The following is a 17,814-nucleotide window of genomic DNA, read 5'->3' as shown; positions in this document are numbered from 1 at the left end:
TATGCAATGAACCCGACATCTCAACCCGCTCCGCTGCAAGGCGGCAAGCTCGTCCTCGCCACACTCGCGGTGGCGCTCGCGACCTTCATGAACGTGCTCGACTCGTCGATCGCCAATGTGGCGATTCCGACCATCGCGGGCAATCTCGGCGTGTCCGTCGATGAAGGCACGTGGGTCATCACGCTGTTCGCCGCGGCCAATGCCATCTCGATTCCGCTGACCGGCTGGCTCACGCAGCGCGTCGGACAGATCAGGCTGTTCGTCTGGGCGATCGTCCTGTTCGTCATTTCGTCGTGGTTGTGCGGCATCGCGCCGAACCTGCCGGTGCTGCTTGCCGCGCGCATTCTGCAAGGCGCCGTGGCCGGCCCGCTGATCCCGATGTCGCAGGCCATCCTGCTGGCCTCCTATCCGAAGGAGAAGAGCTCGACCGCGCTCGCGCTCTGGGCGATGACGGCAACGGTCGGGCCCATTGCCGGACCAGCGCTCGGCGGCTGGATCACGGACAGCTATTCGTGGTCGTGGATCTTCTACATCAACATTCCGGTCGGGCTGTTCGCGGCGGGCGTGACCTGGGCGATCTATCGCGAACGCGAGACGCCGGTGAAGCGCATACCCATCGACAAGGTCGGGCTGCTGTCGCTGATCGCATGGGTTGCCTCCTTGCAGATCATGCTCGACAAGGGCAAGGATCTGGACTGGTTCAATTCGCCGGTGATTGTTGCGCTCGGCGTGTTCGCGCTTATCAGCTTCGTGTTCTTCCTCATCTGGGAACTGACGGAGAAGAACCCGGTGGTCGACATCACGCTCTTCATGGGGCGCAATTTCCTGGGCGGGACGGTGGCGATTTCCGTCGCCTATGCGGTGTTCTTCTCGAACCTCGTGCTGCTGCCGCAATGGATGCAGGAATATCTCGACTACCGTTCCGTGGATGCCGGCCTTGCCACCGCGCCGCTCGGCATCTTCGCGGTGATCCTCGCGCCGGTCATGGGCAAGCTGATGCCGCGCTCCGACGCGCGCGTGCTCGCCACGCTGGCGTTCCTCGGCTTCGCCGCCGTGTTCTTCATGCGTTCGCACTACACGACCGGCGTCGATACCTGGACGCTCGTTGTGCCGACCCTGCTGCAAGGCATTCCCACCGCGCTGTTCTTCGTGCCGCTGACGGCCATCATCCTGTCGGGCTTGCCGCCTTCGAAGATTCCGGCGGCGGCGGGTCTGTCGAACTTCGCGCGCGTGTTCGCGGGCGCGGTCGGTACCTCGCTCGCGACCACGGGCTGGAACGACCGCACGATCCTGCATCACTCGCAACTCGCCGAGCAGGCGAGCGTCCACAACCCGACGTTCGTCGATGCGATCAGTTCGGTCCAACGCGCGCTGGGCGGAAGCCCAGTGCAGGCGCTGGCGTTCTTCGAACGCTCGCTGACGACGCAAGCCGCGATGCTCGGCCTGAACGACATCTTCTGGTTGTCCGGGGTGATCTTCATCACGATCGTGCCGCTGATCTGGCTGACGAAGCCGGGCAAGGGCGCGGGCGCGGGCGCCGCGGGCGCAGGTGGTCACTGAGTTCCCGGTTTCGATTCAAGGATCCGCCATGCGGACGATTCAACTGATCCTTCCAACACTGGAGCAACATCATGAAATTCTCGGTCAAGCAGGAGATCCATTCCGAAGACATCGCCGCACTCGAACGCGCGATGCGTACCGTCGATGCCGACGCGCAGGTCCAGGTCGATATCGGCGCGAAGACGGTCAGCGTCGATTCGTGGCTGATGCCGGAGGAGTTCATCGTCGCGTTTGTGGACGAAGACTATGACGTGAAGATTCTTGAGGCGTAGCGTGGCGGTGCGATCCGCCCGGGCGCACGAAGCAACAAGGATGGCACGCGCGGCGTGCCAGATCCCTCAACGACTGGCGAAACGATGATCGTAAGTCGTTTCCCACCCGCCGCCCAGCGACTTGCACAGCGTGATCAGATTCTCGGCGGCCGTCGCCTTGCTGCGTTCCAGATTGCTCTGCGCGTCCAGCAATTGCTTCTGCACGTTGAGCACGTCGAGATAGTCGAGCGCGCCGGCCTTGTAACGCTGCTCCGCCACGGAAAGCGCGCGCTGGTTGAGGCTCACCACGGACGCGAGCCGTTCGCGCCGGCGCTGCTCGGCATCGTAGACCAGTAGTGCATCGTCCACTTCGCGCCAGGCTTCGAGCACGGTGCGCTTGAAGACGATTGCGGCTTCCGCCTGTTGCGCTTCGCGCAATTGCAAGGTGCCTTTGAGCCGTCCGCCCTCGAAGATCGGAAACGTGATCGACGGCCCGACAACAAATTGTCCCGACGCCCAATCGGCGAGACTGGAGAGTTGCAGGCTCTGGAAACCCGCGCTGCCATTGAGCGAAATGCGCGGATAGAAGTCCGCTTTCGCCATGCCGATGGAAGCGGTCGCCGCATGCAGTTGCGCCTCGGCCTTCCTGATGTCCGGACGCCGTCGCGCAAGTTCCGACGGAAAGCCGACCGGCACCTGTTCAGGCAGCTTCGGCAAGTCCCGCGCTTCGGCGAGTACGTCGCGCAAGGCGCCGGGCTGTTCGCCGAGCAGTACGCCGATTGCGTTGATGGTGGTATCGCGCCGTGCTTCGAGCGTCGGAATCAGGCTTTCGATGGTCTCCATCTGCGCCGATGCATTGGCGACATCGAGGTCCGTCGTGACGCCCTCGCGCACCCGGATCTGCGTGAGCCTGACTGCATCGCGGGCAATGTTCAGATTCTGCCGGGCGATGTCGAGCAGCGACTCGGTGTCGCGCAAGTCGATGTAATCGCGCGCCAGTTCCGCGCGCGCCGACAGCAGGATGGCATTGCGGTCCTCGAACGACGCCTCCGACAACGCACCCGCCGCTTCGACGCCGCGCCGCACGCGGCCCCAGATGTCGAGTTCCCACGATGCATCGAAACCTGCCTGATAGAGATCGTAGGCAGGCGAGCCTTTCGACCCGGGCATGCCCGCCACGCCGAGCGGCGCGCTGCCCGATGCCGATTGCGGCTGGGTTTGCGTCGGCGTGACGCCCAGCAGCGACAGCACGCCGGTCTCGCTGCCGCGCTCGCGGTTGTAAGACGCCGCGCCATCGAGGGTCGGCAGCGCGGCCGCGCCGGCCACGCGCTGTGCGGCGCGACTCTGCCGCAAGCGCGCGGATGCCGCGGCCACGTCGAGGTTGGCATCGGCGAGACGCTGTTGCAGTGCGTTCAGCACCGGGTCGTCGAACAGCGTCCACCAGTCGGGATTGAAGTCGGCCTGCACGGGCTTGCTTGGGGCCTGTGCGTTGTGCGTTCGTTCCAACACGTCAGGTGTAGTGGTTTTCGGCGCTTCGAAATCAGGGCCAACCGTGCATCCTGTTATCACGAAGCTTGCAAGGACGGCGAGCGCCAGCGTGCGCAGCGGCATGTCATTCGGGTTCATCTGGCGTCACCTCCAAGAGCGAGCGCTTCACGCTGCCTGCCCACCGACACCTCCGCTTCCACCGACAAGCCCACGCTCAACGCATCGGCGGCTTCCTGCGGACGATCGATCGCGATCCTGACCGGCACCCGCTGGACGATCTTCGTGAAGTTGCCGGTGGCGTTGTCGGGCGCGATGGGCGCGAAGCTCACGCCGGTCGCGGGCGCAAGGCTCTCCACATGGCCCGTGATGACGCGGCCCGGAACGCTGTCCACCTTGATGCGCACGCTCTCGCCGGGCCGCATCCGCGTGATCTGGTTCTCCTGGAAGTTGGCGACGACATAGGCGTCCCGCAACGGCACGATGGCCAGCACCGGCGCGCCGGGCGTCACGAACGCGCCGACGCGCGCCGAGCGGCGTCCCACCTTGCCATCGACGGGCGCGTGGATCTCCGCGTACGACAGGTTCAGCGTGGCCTGTTCCAGCGCGGCTTCGGCACGCGCGAGCGCACCGGCTGCCTTGTCGCGCTGCGAATGCAGTACGGCGAGATTCTGCTCGGTCGTGCTGAGCGCGGCGCGGTCGCGGGCCTGTTGCGCGAGTTGCTGCGCCAGCGTGCTCGATGCGCGCTGCTGTTCCTGCGTCGTGCCCGCGCCGTTTTCCGAAAGGCTCTGATAGCGCGATGCATTGGCGCGCGCGAAGTCGATGGCGGCGTGATCGGAGCGCAGCGTGGCGCGCGCCTGGTCGACCAGCGAGGGATGCCGCGCGATTTCGGCATCGAAGTTCGCAACGGCGGCGTGGGCCGCGACGACATCCGCCTGGGCGCTCATCAGGGCGGCGTGGAAATCACGGTCGTCGATACGCAGCAGCAGTTGCCCCGCCTTGACGGTCTGATTGTCCTGCACCAGGACATCGGCGATCTGACCGGCGATACGCGGCGCGACGAGGGTGAAATCGGCCTGCACATAGGCATCGTTGGTGGATTCGGTGTTTGAATCAGACGACAGCCGGAAGCCCAGGCCTGCGACAACCGCGAGCGCAACCACCGGCACGGCGATACGAACGGAACGGGAACGGGTTTGGGAAAGGGTTGAGGATGACATGACAGACGTCCCTTAGCGTGGAGAGGGCGGTGTCGCGCTCCACGGCGGATAGATGCGCACGGGTAACACCGGAATGAGTAACAGCAACGCAATGGCAATGCAGGCCATGACGCGATAAAGATCGGCGGACGTCAGCACCTGCGCCTGCTCATGCACGCGATGCGCGAGTGCGCCGAGGCCGCCGGCGGCATCGAGGCCCTGATTCGCGACCAGCGAACGATTGCCGATCTGATCCACCAGCACGTTCGAGTGATAGTGTTCGCGCGCGGTGCCGAGCCCTTCGATGAGCGCGGTCGCCACGGCGGCGGAGAAGGTCTTCAGCGAGTTGAACATGGCCGAGGCGAACGGGCCTTCCGTCGGCGGCAGGCCGGTGGTGACGCCCATCAGGATGGCGAGGATCAGCATGGGCTGCGCGGCGATCTGCAAGGCTTGCAGCAGGTAGAAGTTGTCGCGGATCCATTCGGAGGTCATCGAGCTGCCCATCAGGCAGGTTGCGGCCATCAGCGTGAGTCCGGTCGCCATGACCCAGCGGGAATCGACCCGCTTCATGTTCAGCACCGCCGCCGTCAACGGCAACGCGACCAGCAGCGGCAACGCCACCAGCAGGGAAAGCGGCGCGGTTTGCAGCGGCCGGTAAGCATGGATGCGCGCGAGGTACTGCCCCGGGATCGCGGCGACGCCGACCAGCAGGATCACCGCGCCGGCGAGCGTCGAAAGACCGTGCATGAAGTTCCGGCGCGACAGAAGCTGGAGCTTGAAGAACGGAAGCGGATGAAACCATTCGTTCACGAGGAACACGGCAAGCAGCGCACCGCCGCCGATGAACATCGCGCAGATCACATCCGATTCGAACCAGTCCAGCCGCTCGCCTTGCAGCAGACCCGTTACGAGCATCGCAACGGCGGGGGCGCCGGTGAAGAAGCCGGTCCAGTTGAAGGCGCGCAGACGGTCGAGTTTCAGTGCATCGGCGGGAAGGCCGTACTGGATTGCCGTGCACGCGAGCGCGCCCAGCGGGACGATCTGCCAGAACGCCATCTTCCAGTTGACGTACTCGGTCCACAGCGCGGCGAGCGGGGTGCCCAAGGCCGGCCCGAAGGTCGCCGTCATCGCATAGCCGGCGAGGCCGTACAGCTTGACCTTCGGCGGCAGATAGCGCAGCGCGACGATGATCAGCATCGGCGGCAGACAGCCGCCCGCAATCCCCTGCAACACGCGCAACGCGTACAACGAAGCCAGGTTCGGTGCGAACGGACACAGCACGCCGAAGAACATCGTGGCCAGCACCGCGCCGATCGTGAAGCGCTTGAGCGTGAAGGTCATGCCGAACCAGGGCGCGAAAACCATCGTGGCAACGTTGGCCGCTTCGAAGAGCGTGGTGAGCCATGTGCCGTCGTCGTGACCGATGGACAGCGCGCCCTGAACGTCAATCATGGCGATCGCCGTGACCTGTTCGTTCAGGATCGCCAGCAGGGACGCGAGCAGCATGCCGGCCAGCCCCGTGGCGAGACGAGGCGAGAGCGCGGCACTCTTTGCATGCGGCTGTGCGGCGGCGATGGAATGCTCTGCCGTGCTCATGCCTTTCGATGCGCCTCTTCGAAATATTGCGGCGCCTCGCGGCGGTCGAACATGCCGTATTCACGAATCACGCGAATCTGGCGGGAACGAACGTCGCTCGGGAGCGCGGCTTCGCGTGCGTAGGCATCGGCGGCGGCCTGGTCGCGCCATGTTGCTATCGCGATGACATCGCCCGGCGTGAGCAGCGCATCGAAGACATCCCATGTGATGAGACCGGGCGCGGCGATATCGAGGCCCAGCGATGCCGCGACCGCCTGCGCACCGGCTTCCTTGACCCAGTCCGGCTTGCGGCTTGCATCGTGCAGCGTCACTGCCTTCGCGCCGACCTCGGTCACATCCAGACGTTGTTCGAGCAGAACGTGTCCGTCCGGAATCTGCGAGTCCGCGACCGTCTGGCCGATGCGCAGCCGATAGTCCTCGAACACCCGGTCGCGCGCCGCTTCCTGGATCTTGTGATGGCGGCTCGTCGTGCGCCAGCGCACCAGCGCCTTTTCATCGCGCCAGCTCGACAGCGACAGCAGCCAGCCCTCGCGCGTGAGGCTTGCGTAACGTGTGTTGTCGACGAAGCCGTCGATCTTCTGCAGTTCGGGGCGCAGCATGTTCGCCATGCCGAGATAGGCGTCGAACTGATCGCGATAGGGATTGACTTCCAGCATTGCAGAGAACATGACGGCTCTTCCTTGGTTCGGTTGCGATGTGCTTAGGGGTGGCTGAATTGTCGGCGAGCAACTTGCGTGGTTGAAGTCCGGGCTGCGCCGGAATCGGGACAATGAGTGTGCGGCTCGGGCCATGGCGACCGGCGTCGAATATCCGCTCACGTCCTGTGCTCTCCATAGGCCAATCCGTTCTTGAATCAGGCCAACGCGCTGCAAGGGCGCTCACGCGTCGTGCATCGCCGCCTAGAATTCAGAAGCGGATGTTCGCGGCGTAGGAAATGAAATGGACAGGTTGCGTGAGATGGAAGTCTTTGTCGCCATCGTGGATAGCGGTGGCTTTACCAGTGCGTCGGAACGGTTGGGGTTGTCGACGGCCGCGGTATCGCGGGCGCTGAATTCACTCGAGGCGCGCACCGGCGCGCAACTGCTCGCGCGCACGACGCGCTCGGTGCGTCCCACCGATGCGGGCATCGACTACCTCGATGCATGCCGCCAGGTGCTCGATGCCCTCGCGGATGCGGAAGCGCGCCTCGGTGCGTGGCACGTCAGGCCGGTCGGCACGTTGACCGTGTCGGCACCCGTGCTGTTCGGCCAGCGCTTCGTGGCGCCGCTGATCAACGCGTTTGCGAAGCGCTATCCGGACATCACCATCAACGCGGTGTATGTCGACCGCACGACGCGGCTGCTGGAAGAAGGCGTCGATGTCGCGATTCGCATCGGACATCTCGGCGACTCGACGACGTTTGCCGTGCCGCTCGGTTTCGTGAGGCGCAGGACTTATGCGTCGCCTGCTTATCTGAAGGAGCGCGGAGAACCGCTGCATCCGCGCGAACTGACGCAGCACGACTGCGTGTCCTATACCGGTGTGACGCATCCTCTGGAATGGGTGTTCGCCGAGCGCGGCGCACGCCTGCCGGTGCGTCTCCAGCCGCGCATGATCGTCGATCTCGCGCCCGCCGCCATCGCTGCTGCCAGCGACGGCGTGGGCATCACGCAACTCTTTTCCTATCAGGCGGCGCCGGAAGTGCTCGGCCATACGCTGGCACCGGTCCTGTCGGCCTTCGAGCCCGATCCGGTGCCGGTGAGTCTGCTGCATGTGGAGCGCCGGGGCGCGAGCGGAAAGATTCGCGCGTTCCTCGAATTCGTGACCGACGAGTTGCGCGGCAACGCGCATCTGCAATGCGTGGCCAGGACGATGGCCGCGCGACGCTGAACGTCCCTCGGCTATTCCACGGCGAGACGCAGCTCGCGATAGGCGCGCACGAGCGCATCGAGGCTGAATGCGCGATTCAGGCCGCTGGGATTGGGCAGCACCCAGACGCGTGCGCCGCCGATACCGTGCTGTTGCGAGCCCCACGAGATATCACGCTGACCGGTCATGGCGGACAGCGCCATCTTGCCGAGGAACGCGATGGTTTGGGGAGCGAGGCTGCGCATCTTCAGTTCGAACGATGCCGCCGCACTTGCGATCTCGGCGCGCGACAAACCGTCTGCACGCGCAGTCGGGCGCTCGACAGCGGTCGTGAGTCCGTATCCGTATTGAAGGATCGCGCGCCCGTCTTCGGGGCGCAGCAACTCGGGCGTGAAGCCGGCGAGATGAAGCGTGCGCCAGAAGCGGTTGCCCCGGCCGGCGAAGTGCTGTCCCGTCGCTGCGGCGAGCATGCCCGGATTGATGCCGCAGAACACGACGTTCAGTCCGGGTTCGAGTATGTCCGGGAGCGGCTGGATCGTTGGCAAGCTTATGCGGCCTCCGCCAGTTCTTCCAGTTCGGGCAACGAGACCGAGCCGGTCACATCGGAACGGGCCGATATGTGCTGAGCCATGGGCGCGTCCCGGAAGCGCGCACGATACTGCTTCGGCGTGACGTTCAGACGACGGGCGAAGGTGGTGCGCATGTGCGTCGCGCTATGGAAGCCGCATTCGAACGCGATGGTCTTGAGGGGTGCGTCGCTCGATTCGAGACGCTTTCTCGCGGTATCGACGCGCACCTGTTCAACAAACGCCGAAGGCGTGACCTGCGCATACCGGGCGAACACGCGGGAAAAAGTCCGGCGGCTCACCGATACCGCGTTGGCCAGTTGCTCGATGGAAAGCGCATCGGCGATATGCTCGGTCACATAACGATGCACCCGGGCGATGATCGGCGCTTCCTCCGTGACCTCGGCGAGATACGGGCTGTACTGCGACTGTCCGCCTTCGCGCTGGATATAGACGACGAGGCGTCGCGCCACGCGCATCGCGTGTTCGTGGCCCCAGTCTTCGGCGACCAGCGCAAGACACAGGTCGATGCCCGCCGACACACCCGCCGATGTGAAGAGCTGTTCGTCGCGCATGAAGATCTTGTCCTGCTGCACGCGCGCTTGCGGGAAGGTTCGGGCGAGGCGTCCCGCGTCGGCCCAATGCGTGGTGACCTGCTTGCCGTCGAGCAGGCCGGCATGGCCCAGCACGAAAGCGCCGTTACACACGGCGCCGAAGCGGGCCGCGCCCCGCGTCTGCCTGCGCAGCCAGGCGAGGAAGTCGGCAGGCGGATTCCAGTCGGGCAGCTGCGGGCCGCCGGCCACGAGCAACAGGTCGTATTGGACATCCGAGTCGAGATAGCCGACCGGCACGACCAGTTGCATGCCATTGGAACAGGTGACCAGGCCCGCCTCGCGTCCGACCAGCGAGACTTCATATTGCTGGTCCGCGGGGAGATGCGTAGTGGCTTCCGCGAACACGTCGAGCGGGCCGGCAACGTCGAGTGCCTGCACACCGTCGAACAGAACTATGGCGACTTTCATGCCCTGACCTTCCTGAGGAAAAGCGATCAACTTAGACCGATTGCCCCACTCTATCCCAGCCCTCGCGCGCGAGTGACACCTTGTCCGGTAAATGACTTTTGCGTCCGTGTAACAAGCGCGTTTCATGCCTTCCGCAAGGCGCTCGCGCCGGCGTGGCCCGAATTCGACGCCGTTTGGCCCGCCACGGCGCCAGAAGCGCGTCCTCTTGACGACGCGGCTGACTAGACTTCATCTCATGAGGTAGACAGGTCTGTCTCCGATGAACCACGGCGTGCAGCGGCTTGAGCGCCCCCACGCCGTAGAGGCAAGAAGGACATCCATCATGTTGATCGAACAACGCCAGAACTCGTTCCTGTTCGGCGCCAACGCGCCTTACGTGGAAGAGCAGTATGAACGCTATCTTGCCGAGCCGGCCTCGGTGACGGACGAATGGCGCGGCTATTTCGACGCTTTGCGCGAAACGCCCGCCGTCGACGGCAGCGACCGCGATGACGAACCGCATGCGCCGGTCGTTTCCGGCTTCGTCGAACTCGCGCGGCATCCGCAGCCGGTTGCCGTGCAAGCCGACGGCGCGCTCGCGCTCGCGCGGAAACAGGTGGCCGTGCAATCGCTGGTCACTGCGTTCCGGACCATCGGGACGCGCCGCGCCAGTCTCGACCCGTTGCGACGGGAGCCGCAGCGCGCGCTGCCGGAGCTCACGCCTGCATACTACGGTCTCACGGCGGCCGACATGTCCACGCGCTTCAGCACCGCGGACACGTACTTCTTCGACGAAGACGCGACCCTCGCCGAGATCGTGACGGCGCTGGAGCAAACCTATACGGGCACGCTGGGCGCGGAGTTCATGCATCTTTCCGATGCCAACGAGCGGCGTTGGTGGCAGATGCGGCTCGAATCGTCGCGCGCCGCGCCCTCGTTTTCGCGCGAGGAGAAACACCGCTTTCTCGAACGCCTCACCGCGGCGGAAGGACTCGAAAAGTATCTGCACACGCAGTTCGTCGGACAGAAGCGCTTCTCGCTGGAAGGCGGCGAAGCGTTGATCGTCTTGCTCGACGAACTCGTCCGCTATGGCGCCGCGAAGAACGTGCATTCGGTCGTCATGGGCATGGCGCATCGCGGACGGCTGAACGTGCTGGTGAACATCGCGGGCAAGCCCGTGCATGCGTTGTTCGATGAATTCGACGGCAAGCACGCGGACCCGCTCCCCGAAGGCGACGTCAAGTATCACAAGGGTTACAGCACCGTGACGCAAACCGCGCAGGGTCCGGTGGAAGTCGTGCTGGCGTTCAATCCGTCGCATCTGGAGATCGTCAATCCGGTGGTGCAGGGCATGGCGCGCGCCAAGGCCGACGCACTCGGCCCGAACCACACCGGCAGCGTGCTGCCGGTGGAAATCCACGGCGACGCGGCGATGTCGGGACAAGGCGTGGTGATGGAAACCTTGAGCCTGTCTTACACGCGCGGCCACGGCACGGGCGGAACGGTGCATGTCGTGGTGAACAATCAGATCGGCTTCACGACGTCCGATCCGCGTGATACGCGTTCGTCGTTCTACGCGACGGATATCGTCAAGATGATCGAGGCGCCGGTGCTTCACGTCAACGGCGACGATCCCGAAGCTGTGGCGCTGGCCGTGCATCTTGCGCTCGACTATCGGACGCAGTTCAGGCGCAGTGTCGTGATCGATCTCGTGTGTTTCCGCAAGCATGGGCATCAGGAACAGGACACGCCGGCCATCACGCAGCCGCTGATGTATCGCGCGATCGCCGCGCATCCGGGCGTGCGGACGCTCTATGCGCAGACGCTGATCCGGCAACACGTGATGACGCCCGAGCAGGTCGATGCCTATGTCGATGCGCAGCGCGCGTCGTTCGACGGCGCGCGTGGCGGCGATTCGCTTCCTGTTGAAGCTGAAGCGGGCGTGGGCAAGCTCGACCGCTACCAGGCCCCGACGCGAGAGCTAGTGGGCGTCTGGGCACGGCGCATCGCCAGCGTGCCGGAGGGTTACGAGCTTCATCCGCTCGTCAACAAGATGATGGCCGCGCGGCGTGACATGGCGAGCGGCAAGAAGGGCGTCGACTGGGGCATGGGAGAGCATCTTGCCTTCGCGTCGCTGCTCGGAAAGGGGATCGACGTGCGCCTGAGCGGACAGGACAGCGCGCGCGGTACGTTCAATCATCGGCATGCGGTGCTGCATAACCAGAAGCGCACGCAACGCGCCGATGGCGTGTTCATTCCGCTCGATCACGTGCACGACGTGCAAGGCCGCTTCACGGTAACGAACAGCATCCTGTCCGAGGCGGCCGTGCTTGCGTTCGAATACGGCTACTCGACGGTGAAGCGCGATGCGCTCGTGATCTGGGAAGCGCAGTTCGGCGATTTCGCGAACGGCGCGCAGGTGGTGATTGATCAGTTCATCGCGGCGGCCGCGGCGAAGTGGGGGCAACGCAGCCGACTGACGCTGTTCCTGCCGCATGGTCAGGAAGGCGCCGGGCCGGAGCATGCATCGGCGCGGCTCGAACGCTACCTGCAACTGAGCGCACAGGACAACATGCGCGTAGTTCAGCCGACGACCCCCGCGCAGTTGTTCCATCTGCTGCGCATGCAGGCGCTTGCGTTCGACGCCAGGCCGCTGGTCGTGATGACGCCCAAGTCGCTGCTCAGGCATGCGGAAGCCGTGAGCACGCTGGATGAGTTGTCGCAAGGCAAGTTCCGGGAAGTGCTGCCTGACGCCCACGCCCATGCCGATGCAGCGCATGACGCACAGGTCGAACGCGTCATCGTGACGTCGGGAAAGTTCTACTACGACCTGATCGATTATCGCCGCAAGCACGGCATCGACGATGCACGCGTGATACGCGTCGAACAGCTGTATCCGTTTCCAGCCGCAGCGATCGCCGCGCAGCTTGCGCGTTACCCGAACGTGAAGCGCGTGTTCTGGTGTCAGGAAGAAGCGCGCAATCAGGGCGCATGGAGCTATGCCGAACCGCAGTTGCGCGAGCTTCTGCCTTCGGGCGCTGCACTGTCGTATGTCGGGCCGGACGCGTCGGCATCGACCGCGCCGGGGCATCACGCCACGCACGTGGCAAGACAAGCGGATGCGCTGACCCACGCATTCACGAAGTGAGACTGACATGACTCGTAATCCAGCAGTGAAGCGCCCGATCGAGCCCGTGCAAGGCGACGGCGAACTCATATCAGGCGCCGACATCATCCTGCGCGTGCTCGCTGAAGAAGGTGTCGATACCTTGTTCGGCTACAGCGGCGGCGCGATCCTTCCGACCTATGACGCGGTGTTTCGCTTCAACGAAACGCATGCGGACCAACCCGAGCGGCAGATCAAGCTCGTCGTGCCCGCCAACGAACAGGCCGCCGGCTTCATGGCCGCGGGCTATGCACGGGCCAGCGGGAAGGTGGGCGTCTTCATGGTGACGTCCGGGCCGGGCGCGACCAACGCCGTCACACCGATCGCCGATTGCAACGGCGACTCCGTGCCCGTCGTGCTGATCTGCGGACAGGTGCCGCGCGCGGCCATCGGCACGGACGCGTTTCAGGAAGCGCCGGTGTTCAACATCATGTCGGCGTGTGCGAAGCAGGTCTTCCTCGTCACCGATCCGGCGAAGCTGGAAGAAACCCTGCGGACGGCCTTCGAAATTGCGCGCGCGGGCAGACCCGGGCCCGTCGTGATCGACGTGCCGAAGGACGTGCAGAACTGGAAGGGCGCCTGGCGCGGACACGGCACCTTGCACTATCGCGGCTATTCGGACCGGCTTCGGCTGGTCGCGAAGGGCGCGCGGCTCGACGATGAAAAGCGCGCCGCGTTCTTCGCGCTTCTCGCGCGCAGCCAGCGGCCGCTGTTGTATGCGGGCGGCGGCGTCATCGCGTCGGGTGCGAGCGCCGAACTGCGCCAGTTCGCCGAGCGTTACCGCATTCCTGTCGTCACCACGTTGATGGGCCTCGGAAACCTGCCGGCGCGCCATGAGCTGAACCTCGGCATGCTCGGCATGCACGGTGCGGCGTGCGCCAACTATGCGGTCGAGGACTGCGATTTCCTGATCGCCGTGGGCGCGCGTTTCGATGACCGCGTGGCGGGTGGGCGGCCGGAAGCATTCGCGTCGAAGGCGCATGCAGTCGCGCATATCGATATCGATGAAGCCGAGATCAACAAGGTCAGGCGCGTGGAATGGAGTCACGTCGGCGACGCGAAGGATGCGCTGCTGGCCCTCATGTCGGGCGGTCCGGCTACGCGTCCGGCGTCCGCCTGGGCCGCGCACGTTGATGCGCTGCGGCGCGAGCACGGAATGAACTACGACAGGAGCAATCCGGCGCTCCAACCGCAGCGCGTGATCGAAATGCTCGGCGAGATCACGGGCGGGCGCGCGATCATCAGCACGGGTGTCGGGCAGCATCAGATGTGGGCTGCGCAGTTCTTTGACTTCGTCAAGCCGCGCAGTTTCCTCACCTCGGGCAGCATGGGGACGATGGGCTTCGGCCTGCCTGCTGCCATCGGCGCCCAGTTTGCGCGGCCGGACGCGCTGGTGATCGATATCGACGGCGACGGCAGCATCCGCATGAACATGGGCGAACTGGAGACGGCGAGCACTTATGGCGTGCCGGTGAAGGTGCTGCTGCTCAACAATCGCGGCGACGGCATGATTCGGCAGTGGCAACGCCTGTTCTACGACGGTCGAATGTCCGTGAGCGACAAGGCGCTGCATCGCAAGGACTTCGTGCTGGCGGCGCAGGCGGATGGCTTCGAGTTTGCGTGTCGCGTCGAGCGGGAGGATGAATTGGAAGACAGGCTCAGAGCCTTCGTGACCTTCGACGGTCCCGCGTTCCTCGAAGTGATGATCGACGAAAATGCCGATGTGTTTCCGATGGTCGGTCCAGGGCAGACCTATGAAGCCATGATTACGGGCCCGTTCATTCCGTCGCGCTCGGATCCGGAGGCGCGTTCCGGGAGCATCGCGGCTGGCGCTCCCAGCGACATGTTCTGACGCGGAGCGAGGGACATGATGAATGCGGATCTGATCCACAAGGCGCTCGCCAGTCCGGTGCGGCGCGAGATTCTGACGTGGCTGAAGGAGCCGGAAGGCGCGTTCGGCAGCGGCCTGCCAATCAAGGCGATTCAGGCGCGCAGCGGTCTGTCGCAGTCGACCATTTCCGCGCACGTTGCCGCGATGATCGAGGCCGGCTTGCTCGTGGCGCGGCACGTGGGCCAGTTCATCATCGTGTCGCGCAACGAGGAGGTGATCGGGGCGTTTATCGCGGAGTTGCGGAGCGGTTTGTGAACAGCGATTTCCGGGACAATGTCTCGGAAAACGCTGTCGTGCGCTGAATCAACGCGCCATCATCAACGCATGCACGTTATGCAGCACCCACACTGTGCCGACGATCAGGATCAGCGACATCAGAATGGTGTAGGCAAAGGACAACGCATGCCAGCGTTGCCCCGTCGACGCATTCACGTGCAGGAAGAACACCACATGCACGATGACCTGAGCGGCGGCCAGCACCGCCAGCATGACGATCGCCTTCTCCCCGCTGAACGCGCCTGACGTCGCGGCCCAGAACGACGCCACGGTCAGCACGACCGCCAGCGCGAAGCCGATCAGATACCCGCGCGCGGTGACGTGCGGGAAATCGCTTGAATTGCCGTGCGAATGAGCCATCAGACGATGCTCCCGAGATAGACGAAGGAAAACACGCAGATCCAGACGATGTCCAGGAAGTGCCAGAAGAGACTCAGGCAGGCGAGCCGGCGCAGGTCGCGTTCGCTCAGCTTGCGCTTGCCCACCATCTGAATCACGAGCACCACCAGCCAGAGCAAGCCGACCGTCACATGCAGGCCGTGCGTGCCGACGAGCGTAAAGAACGCCGACCAGAACGCGCTGCGCTGCGGCCCCGCGCCTTCCGCGACGAGGTGCGCGAACTCGTTAAGCTCAAGCCACAGGAAGCCCGCGCCGAGCGCGAACGTGACGAACAGCCAGCCGAGCACCGCGCCGGTGCGCTGGCGCATCGCGGCGATCATCGCGAAACCGAAAGTCAGGCTGCTCGTCAGGAGCAGGCTGGTTTCGAGCGCCACGTCGCGCAGGTTGAACAGGTCCTTGCCGGTAGGCCCGCCCACGGTCTGCATCGCGAACATCGCGAAGGTAGCGAAGAGCGACGCGAACAGCACGCAATCGGTCATCAGGTAAGCCCAGAAGCCGAACACCGAGTGCGACTGATGTTCGTGCCCGTGGTCGTGCGCGCCGTGCGCGGACAGTGTCGATTGCGACATTTACAGCACCTCCATTTCCAGTTCCCGTTCCGCGCCGGCCTTGACGGGCGGTCGCGGCGCGTTCGGTTCTTCGATCGACCTGACCGTGGCCGCCGGAATGATGAAGCCGGCGTTGTCGCGGAAGCTGTAGCCGATCACCACCGCCACCGCGCCCACGAGGCCCGCCGCCGCCAGCCAGGCGATCTGCCAGACCGCCGCGAAGCCGAACATCAGCGAGAAGAGGCCAATGAACAAGCCCGCGCTCGTGTTCGACGGCATGTGGATGTCGGCGTACGGACGGGTATCGACGCGTCGGGTTTCCTTCGCTTGAGCGAAGTCGTCCAGCGCGCGCACTGCCGGAACGCGCGCGAAGTTGTACGCGGGCGGCGGCGAACTCATGGTCCATTCGAGCGTGCGGCCATCCCAGGGGTCGCCGGTGACGTCGCGATAGGCGGGCTGATTGCGGCGCAAGACACTGACGACGATCTGCGCGACCTGGAACACCACGCCCAGCGCGATGATGCCCACGCCGATCGCCGCCACCGTGAAGTAAGGCTGCCAGGCGGGGTTGTCGTAGTGATTCAGGCGGCGCGTCGCGCCCATGAAGCCGAGAATGTAGATGGGCACGAAAGCCACGAAGAAGCCCACGAACCAGCACCAGAAGGCCTTCTTGCCGAGCTTCTCGTCGAGCTTGAAGCCGAAGACCTTCGGCCACCAGTACGACACGCCCGCGAAGTAGCCGAACACCACGCCGCCGATGATCGCGTTATGGAAGTGCGCGATCAGGAACAGGCTGTTGTGCAGCACGAAGTCCGCGCCGGGAATCGCGAGCATCACGCCCGTCATCCCGCCCAGCGTGAAGGTCACGATGAAGCCGATGGTCCACATGATCTGCGAGGTCATCTGCACGCGGCCGCGGTACATCGTGAAGATCCAGTTGAAGATCTTCACGCCGGTGGGAATGGAGATGATCATGGTCATGATGCCAAAGAAGGCATTGACGTTCGCGCCCGAGCCCATCGTGAAGAAGTGATGCAGCCACACGAGGAACGACAGCACCATGATGCAGCAGGTGGCGTACACCATCATGCGATAGCCGAACAAGGGCTTCTTCGAGAACGTCGCGACCACTTCCGAATAGATCCCGAACGCCGGCAGAACCAGGATGTAGACCTCCGGATGCCCCCAGGCCCAGATCAGGTTCAGGTAGACCATCGGGTTGCCGCCGCCGTCGTTCGTGAAGAAGTGCATGCCTGCATAGCGGTCGAGGCCGAGCAGCGCGAGCGCGACGGTCAGGATCGGGAACGTCGCCATGATCAGCACGTTCGCGCAGAACGCGGTCCACGTGAAGACGGGCAGCTTCATCCACGTCAGGCCGGGCGCGCGCATCTTCACGATGGTCACGAAGAAGTTCACGCCGGTCAGCAGCGTGCCGACGCCCGACAGCTGCAACGCCCAGATGTAGTAATCCACGCCGACGCCCGGACTGAACTGCGTCTCCGACAAGGGCGGATAGGCGAGCCAGCCAGTGGCCGAGAACTCGCCGACGAACAGCGACAGGTTGATCAGGATGGCCGCCACGGCCGTCATCCAGAACGACAGCGAGTTGATGAACGGAAAGGCCACGTCGCGCGCGCCGATCTGCAAGGGCACGATCAGGTTGAAGAACGCGACCAGCAGCGCCATGGCCATGAAGAAGATCATGATGGTGCCGTGCGCGGTGAAGATCTGGTCGTAATGATGCGGTGGCAGGTAGCCCGGCGAATCGAGCGCGATGGCCTGCTGGATGCGCATCATGACGGCGTCCGCGAAGCCGCGCACGAGCATCAGCCCGGCCACGACCAGATACATGACGCCGATGCGCTTGTGATCGACCGAAGTCAGATACTCGCGCCACAGCCAGCCCCACTTGCCGAGCCGGGTGATGAGGCCGGCCGTGCCGAGCGCCGCGATCGCCATGAAGACGGTCGCCCCCATGATGATGGGCTCGTGGTACGGAACCGCCTCGAGCGTTAATTTGCCGAACAT

Annotated in this window: 15 protein-coding genes; 6 read left to right on the top strand and 9 right to left on the bottom strand. The window is 64.6% G+C overall.

From position 1 onward, the window contains the following. Positions 1–6 precede the first annotated feature (6 nt). Positions 7–1,560, top strand: a complete 1,554-nt coding sequence (locus QCE62_RS26945) for a DHA2 family efflux MFS transporter permease subunit (protein WP_309925091.1) — start codon at positions 7–9, stop codon at positions 1,558–1,560. Positions 1,561–1,631: 71 nt separating this feature from the next. Further along, positions 1,632–1,832: a copper chaperone gene (locus QCE62_RS26940; protein ID WP_309925089.1), complete on the top strand. Its 201-nt coding sequence runs from the start codon at positions 1,632–1,634 to the stop codon at positions 1,830–1,832. 66 nt (positions 1,833–1,898) lie between these two features. Here the strand turns inward: QCE62_RS26940 and QCE62_RS26935 are convergent, their stop codons facing one another. Genes QCE62_RS26935 through QCE62_RS26920 form a run of 4 tightly spaced genes read right to left on the bottom strand, consistent with a single transcriptional unit; the run spans position 1,899 to position 6,759 of the window. Next, on the bottom strand, positions 1,899–3,437 hold the full coding sequence (locus QCE62_RS26935) for an efflux transporter outer membrane subunit (RefSeq protein ID WP_309925087.1): 1,539 nt from the start codon (positions 3,435–3,437) through the stop codon (positions 1,899–1,901). Further along, on the bottom strand, positions 3,434–4,516 hold the full coding sequence (locus QCE62_RS26930) for an HlyD family secretion protein (protein ID WP_309925085.1): 1,083 nt from the start codon (positions 4,514–4,516) through the stop codon (positions 3,434–3,436). Before QCE62_RS26930 ends, QCE62_RS26935 begins: the two co-directional genes overlap by 4 nt. A 12-nt stretch (positions 4,517–4,528) precedes the next feature. Next, on the bottom strand, positions 4,529–6,091 hold the full coding sequence (locus QCE62_RS26925) for an MFS transporter (protein WP_309925083.1): 1,563 nt from the start codon (positions 6,089–6,091) through the stop codon (positions 4,529–4,531). Continuing rightward, positions 6,088–6,759, bottom strand: coding sequence for an antibiotic biosynthesis monooxygenase (locus QCE62_RS26920; RefSeq protein WP_309925080.1), 672 nt, complete (start codon positions 6,757–6,759; stop codon positions 6,088–6,090). Before QCE62_RS26920 ends, QCE62_RS26925 begins: the two co-directional genes overlap by 4 nt. Positions 6,760–7,030: 271 nt before the next feature. Between QCE62_RS26920 and QCE62_RS26915 the strand changes: the two genes are divergently transcribed. Then, positions 7,031–7,960: a LysR family transcriptional regulator gene (locus QCE62_RS26915; protein WP_309925077.1), complete on the top strand. Its 930-nt coding sequence runs from the start codon at positions 7,031–7,033 to the stop codon at positions 7,958–7,960. A gap of 11 nt (positions 7,961–7,971) precedes the next feature. On the opposite strand, the gene mug is transcribed toward QCE62_RS26915, so the two are convergent. Together mug and QCE62_RS26905 are read right to left on the bottom strand one after the other, a co-directional pair. Further along, positions 7,972–8,484, bottom strand: a complete 513-nt coding sequence (mug, locus tag QCE62_RS26910; RefSeq protein ID WP_409017918.1) for a G/U mismatch-specific DNA glycosylase — start codon at positions 8,482–8,484, stop codon at positions 7,972–7,974. 2 nt (positions 8,485–8,486) lie between these two features. Beyond that, complete coding sequence (locus tag QCE62_RS26905) at positions 8,487–9,527, bottom strand: GlxA family transcriptional regulator (protein WP_309925074.1); 1,041 nt, start codon at positions 9,525–9,527, stop codon at positions 8,487–8,489. Between the two features lie 322 nt (positions 9,528–9,849). Between QCE62_RS26905 and QCE62_RS26900 the strand changes: the two genes are divergently transcribed. Genes QCE62_RS26900 through QCE62_RS26890 form a run of 3 tightly spaced genes read left to right on the top strand, consistent with a single transcriptional unit; the run spans position 9,850 to position 14,818 of the window. After that, a complete protein-coding gene (locus QCE62_RS26900; protein WP_309925073.1) occupies positions 9,850–12,654 on the top strand; it encodes a 2-oxoglutarate dehydrogenase E1 component in 2,805 nt (934 codons plus the stop codon). A gap of 7 nt (positions 12,655–12,661) precedes the next feature. Beyond that, positions 12,662–14,524: a biosynthetic-type acetolactate synthase large subunit gene (gene ilvB, locus QCE62_RS26895; RefSeq protein ID WP_309925070.1), complete on the top strand. Its 1,863-nt coding sequence runs from the start codon at positions 12,662–12,664 to the stop codon at positions 14,522–14,524. 15 nt (positions 14,525–14,539) lie between these two features. Further along, on the top strand, positions 14,540–14,818 hold the full coding sequence (locus QCE62_RS26890; protein WP_309925068.1) for a helix-turn-helix domain-containing protein: 279 nt from the start codon (positions 14,540–14,542) through the stop codon (positions 14,816–14,818). A 48-nt stretch (positions 14,819–14,866) separates the two neighbouring features. Here the strand turns inward: QCE62_RS26890 and cyoD are convergent, their stop codons facing one another. Genes cyoD through cyoB form a run of 3 tightly spaced genes read right to left on the bottom strand, consistent with a single transcriptional unit; the run spans position 14,867 to position 17,814 of the window. Then, positions 14,867–15,199, bottom strand: coding sequence for a cytochrome o ubiquinol oxidase subunit IV (cyoD, locus tag QCE62_RS26885; RefSeq protein WP_309925067.1), 333 nt, complete (start codon positions 15,197–15,199; stop codon positions 14,867–14,869). Next, a complete protein-coding gene (gene cyoC, locus QCE62_RS26880; protein ID WP_309925064.1) occupies positions 15,199–15,807 on the bottom strand; it encodes a cytochrome o ubiquinol oxidase subunit III in 609 nt (202 codons plus the stop codon). Before cyoC ends, cyoD begins: the two co-directional genes overlap by 1 nt. After that, complete coding sequence (gene cyoB, locus QCE62_RS26875; protein WP_309925062.1) at positions 15,808–17,814, bottom strand: cytochrome o ubiquinol oxidase subunit I; 2,007 nt, start codon at positions 17,812–17,814, stop codon at positions 15,808–15,810.

It is taken from the genome of Caballeronia sp. LZ033, assembly GCF_031451265.1.
Taxonomy (GTDB): Bacteria; Pseudomonadota; Gammaproteobacteria; order Burkholderiales; family Burkholderiaceae; genus Caballeronia.
The sequence above is the reverse complement of the archived record's forward strand: the minus strand, read 5'-3'. Positions and strand labels throughout refer to the sequence as shown.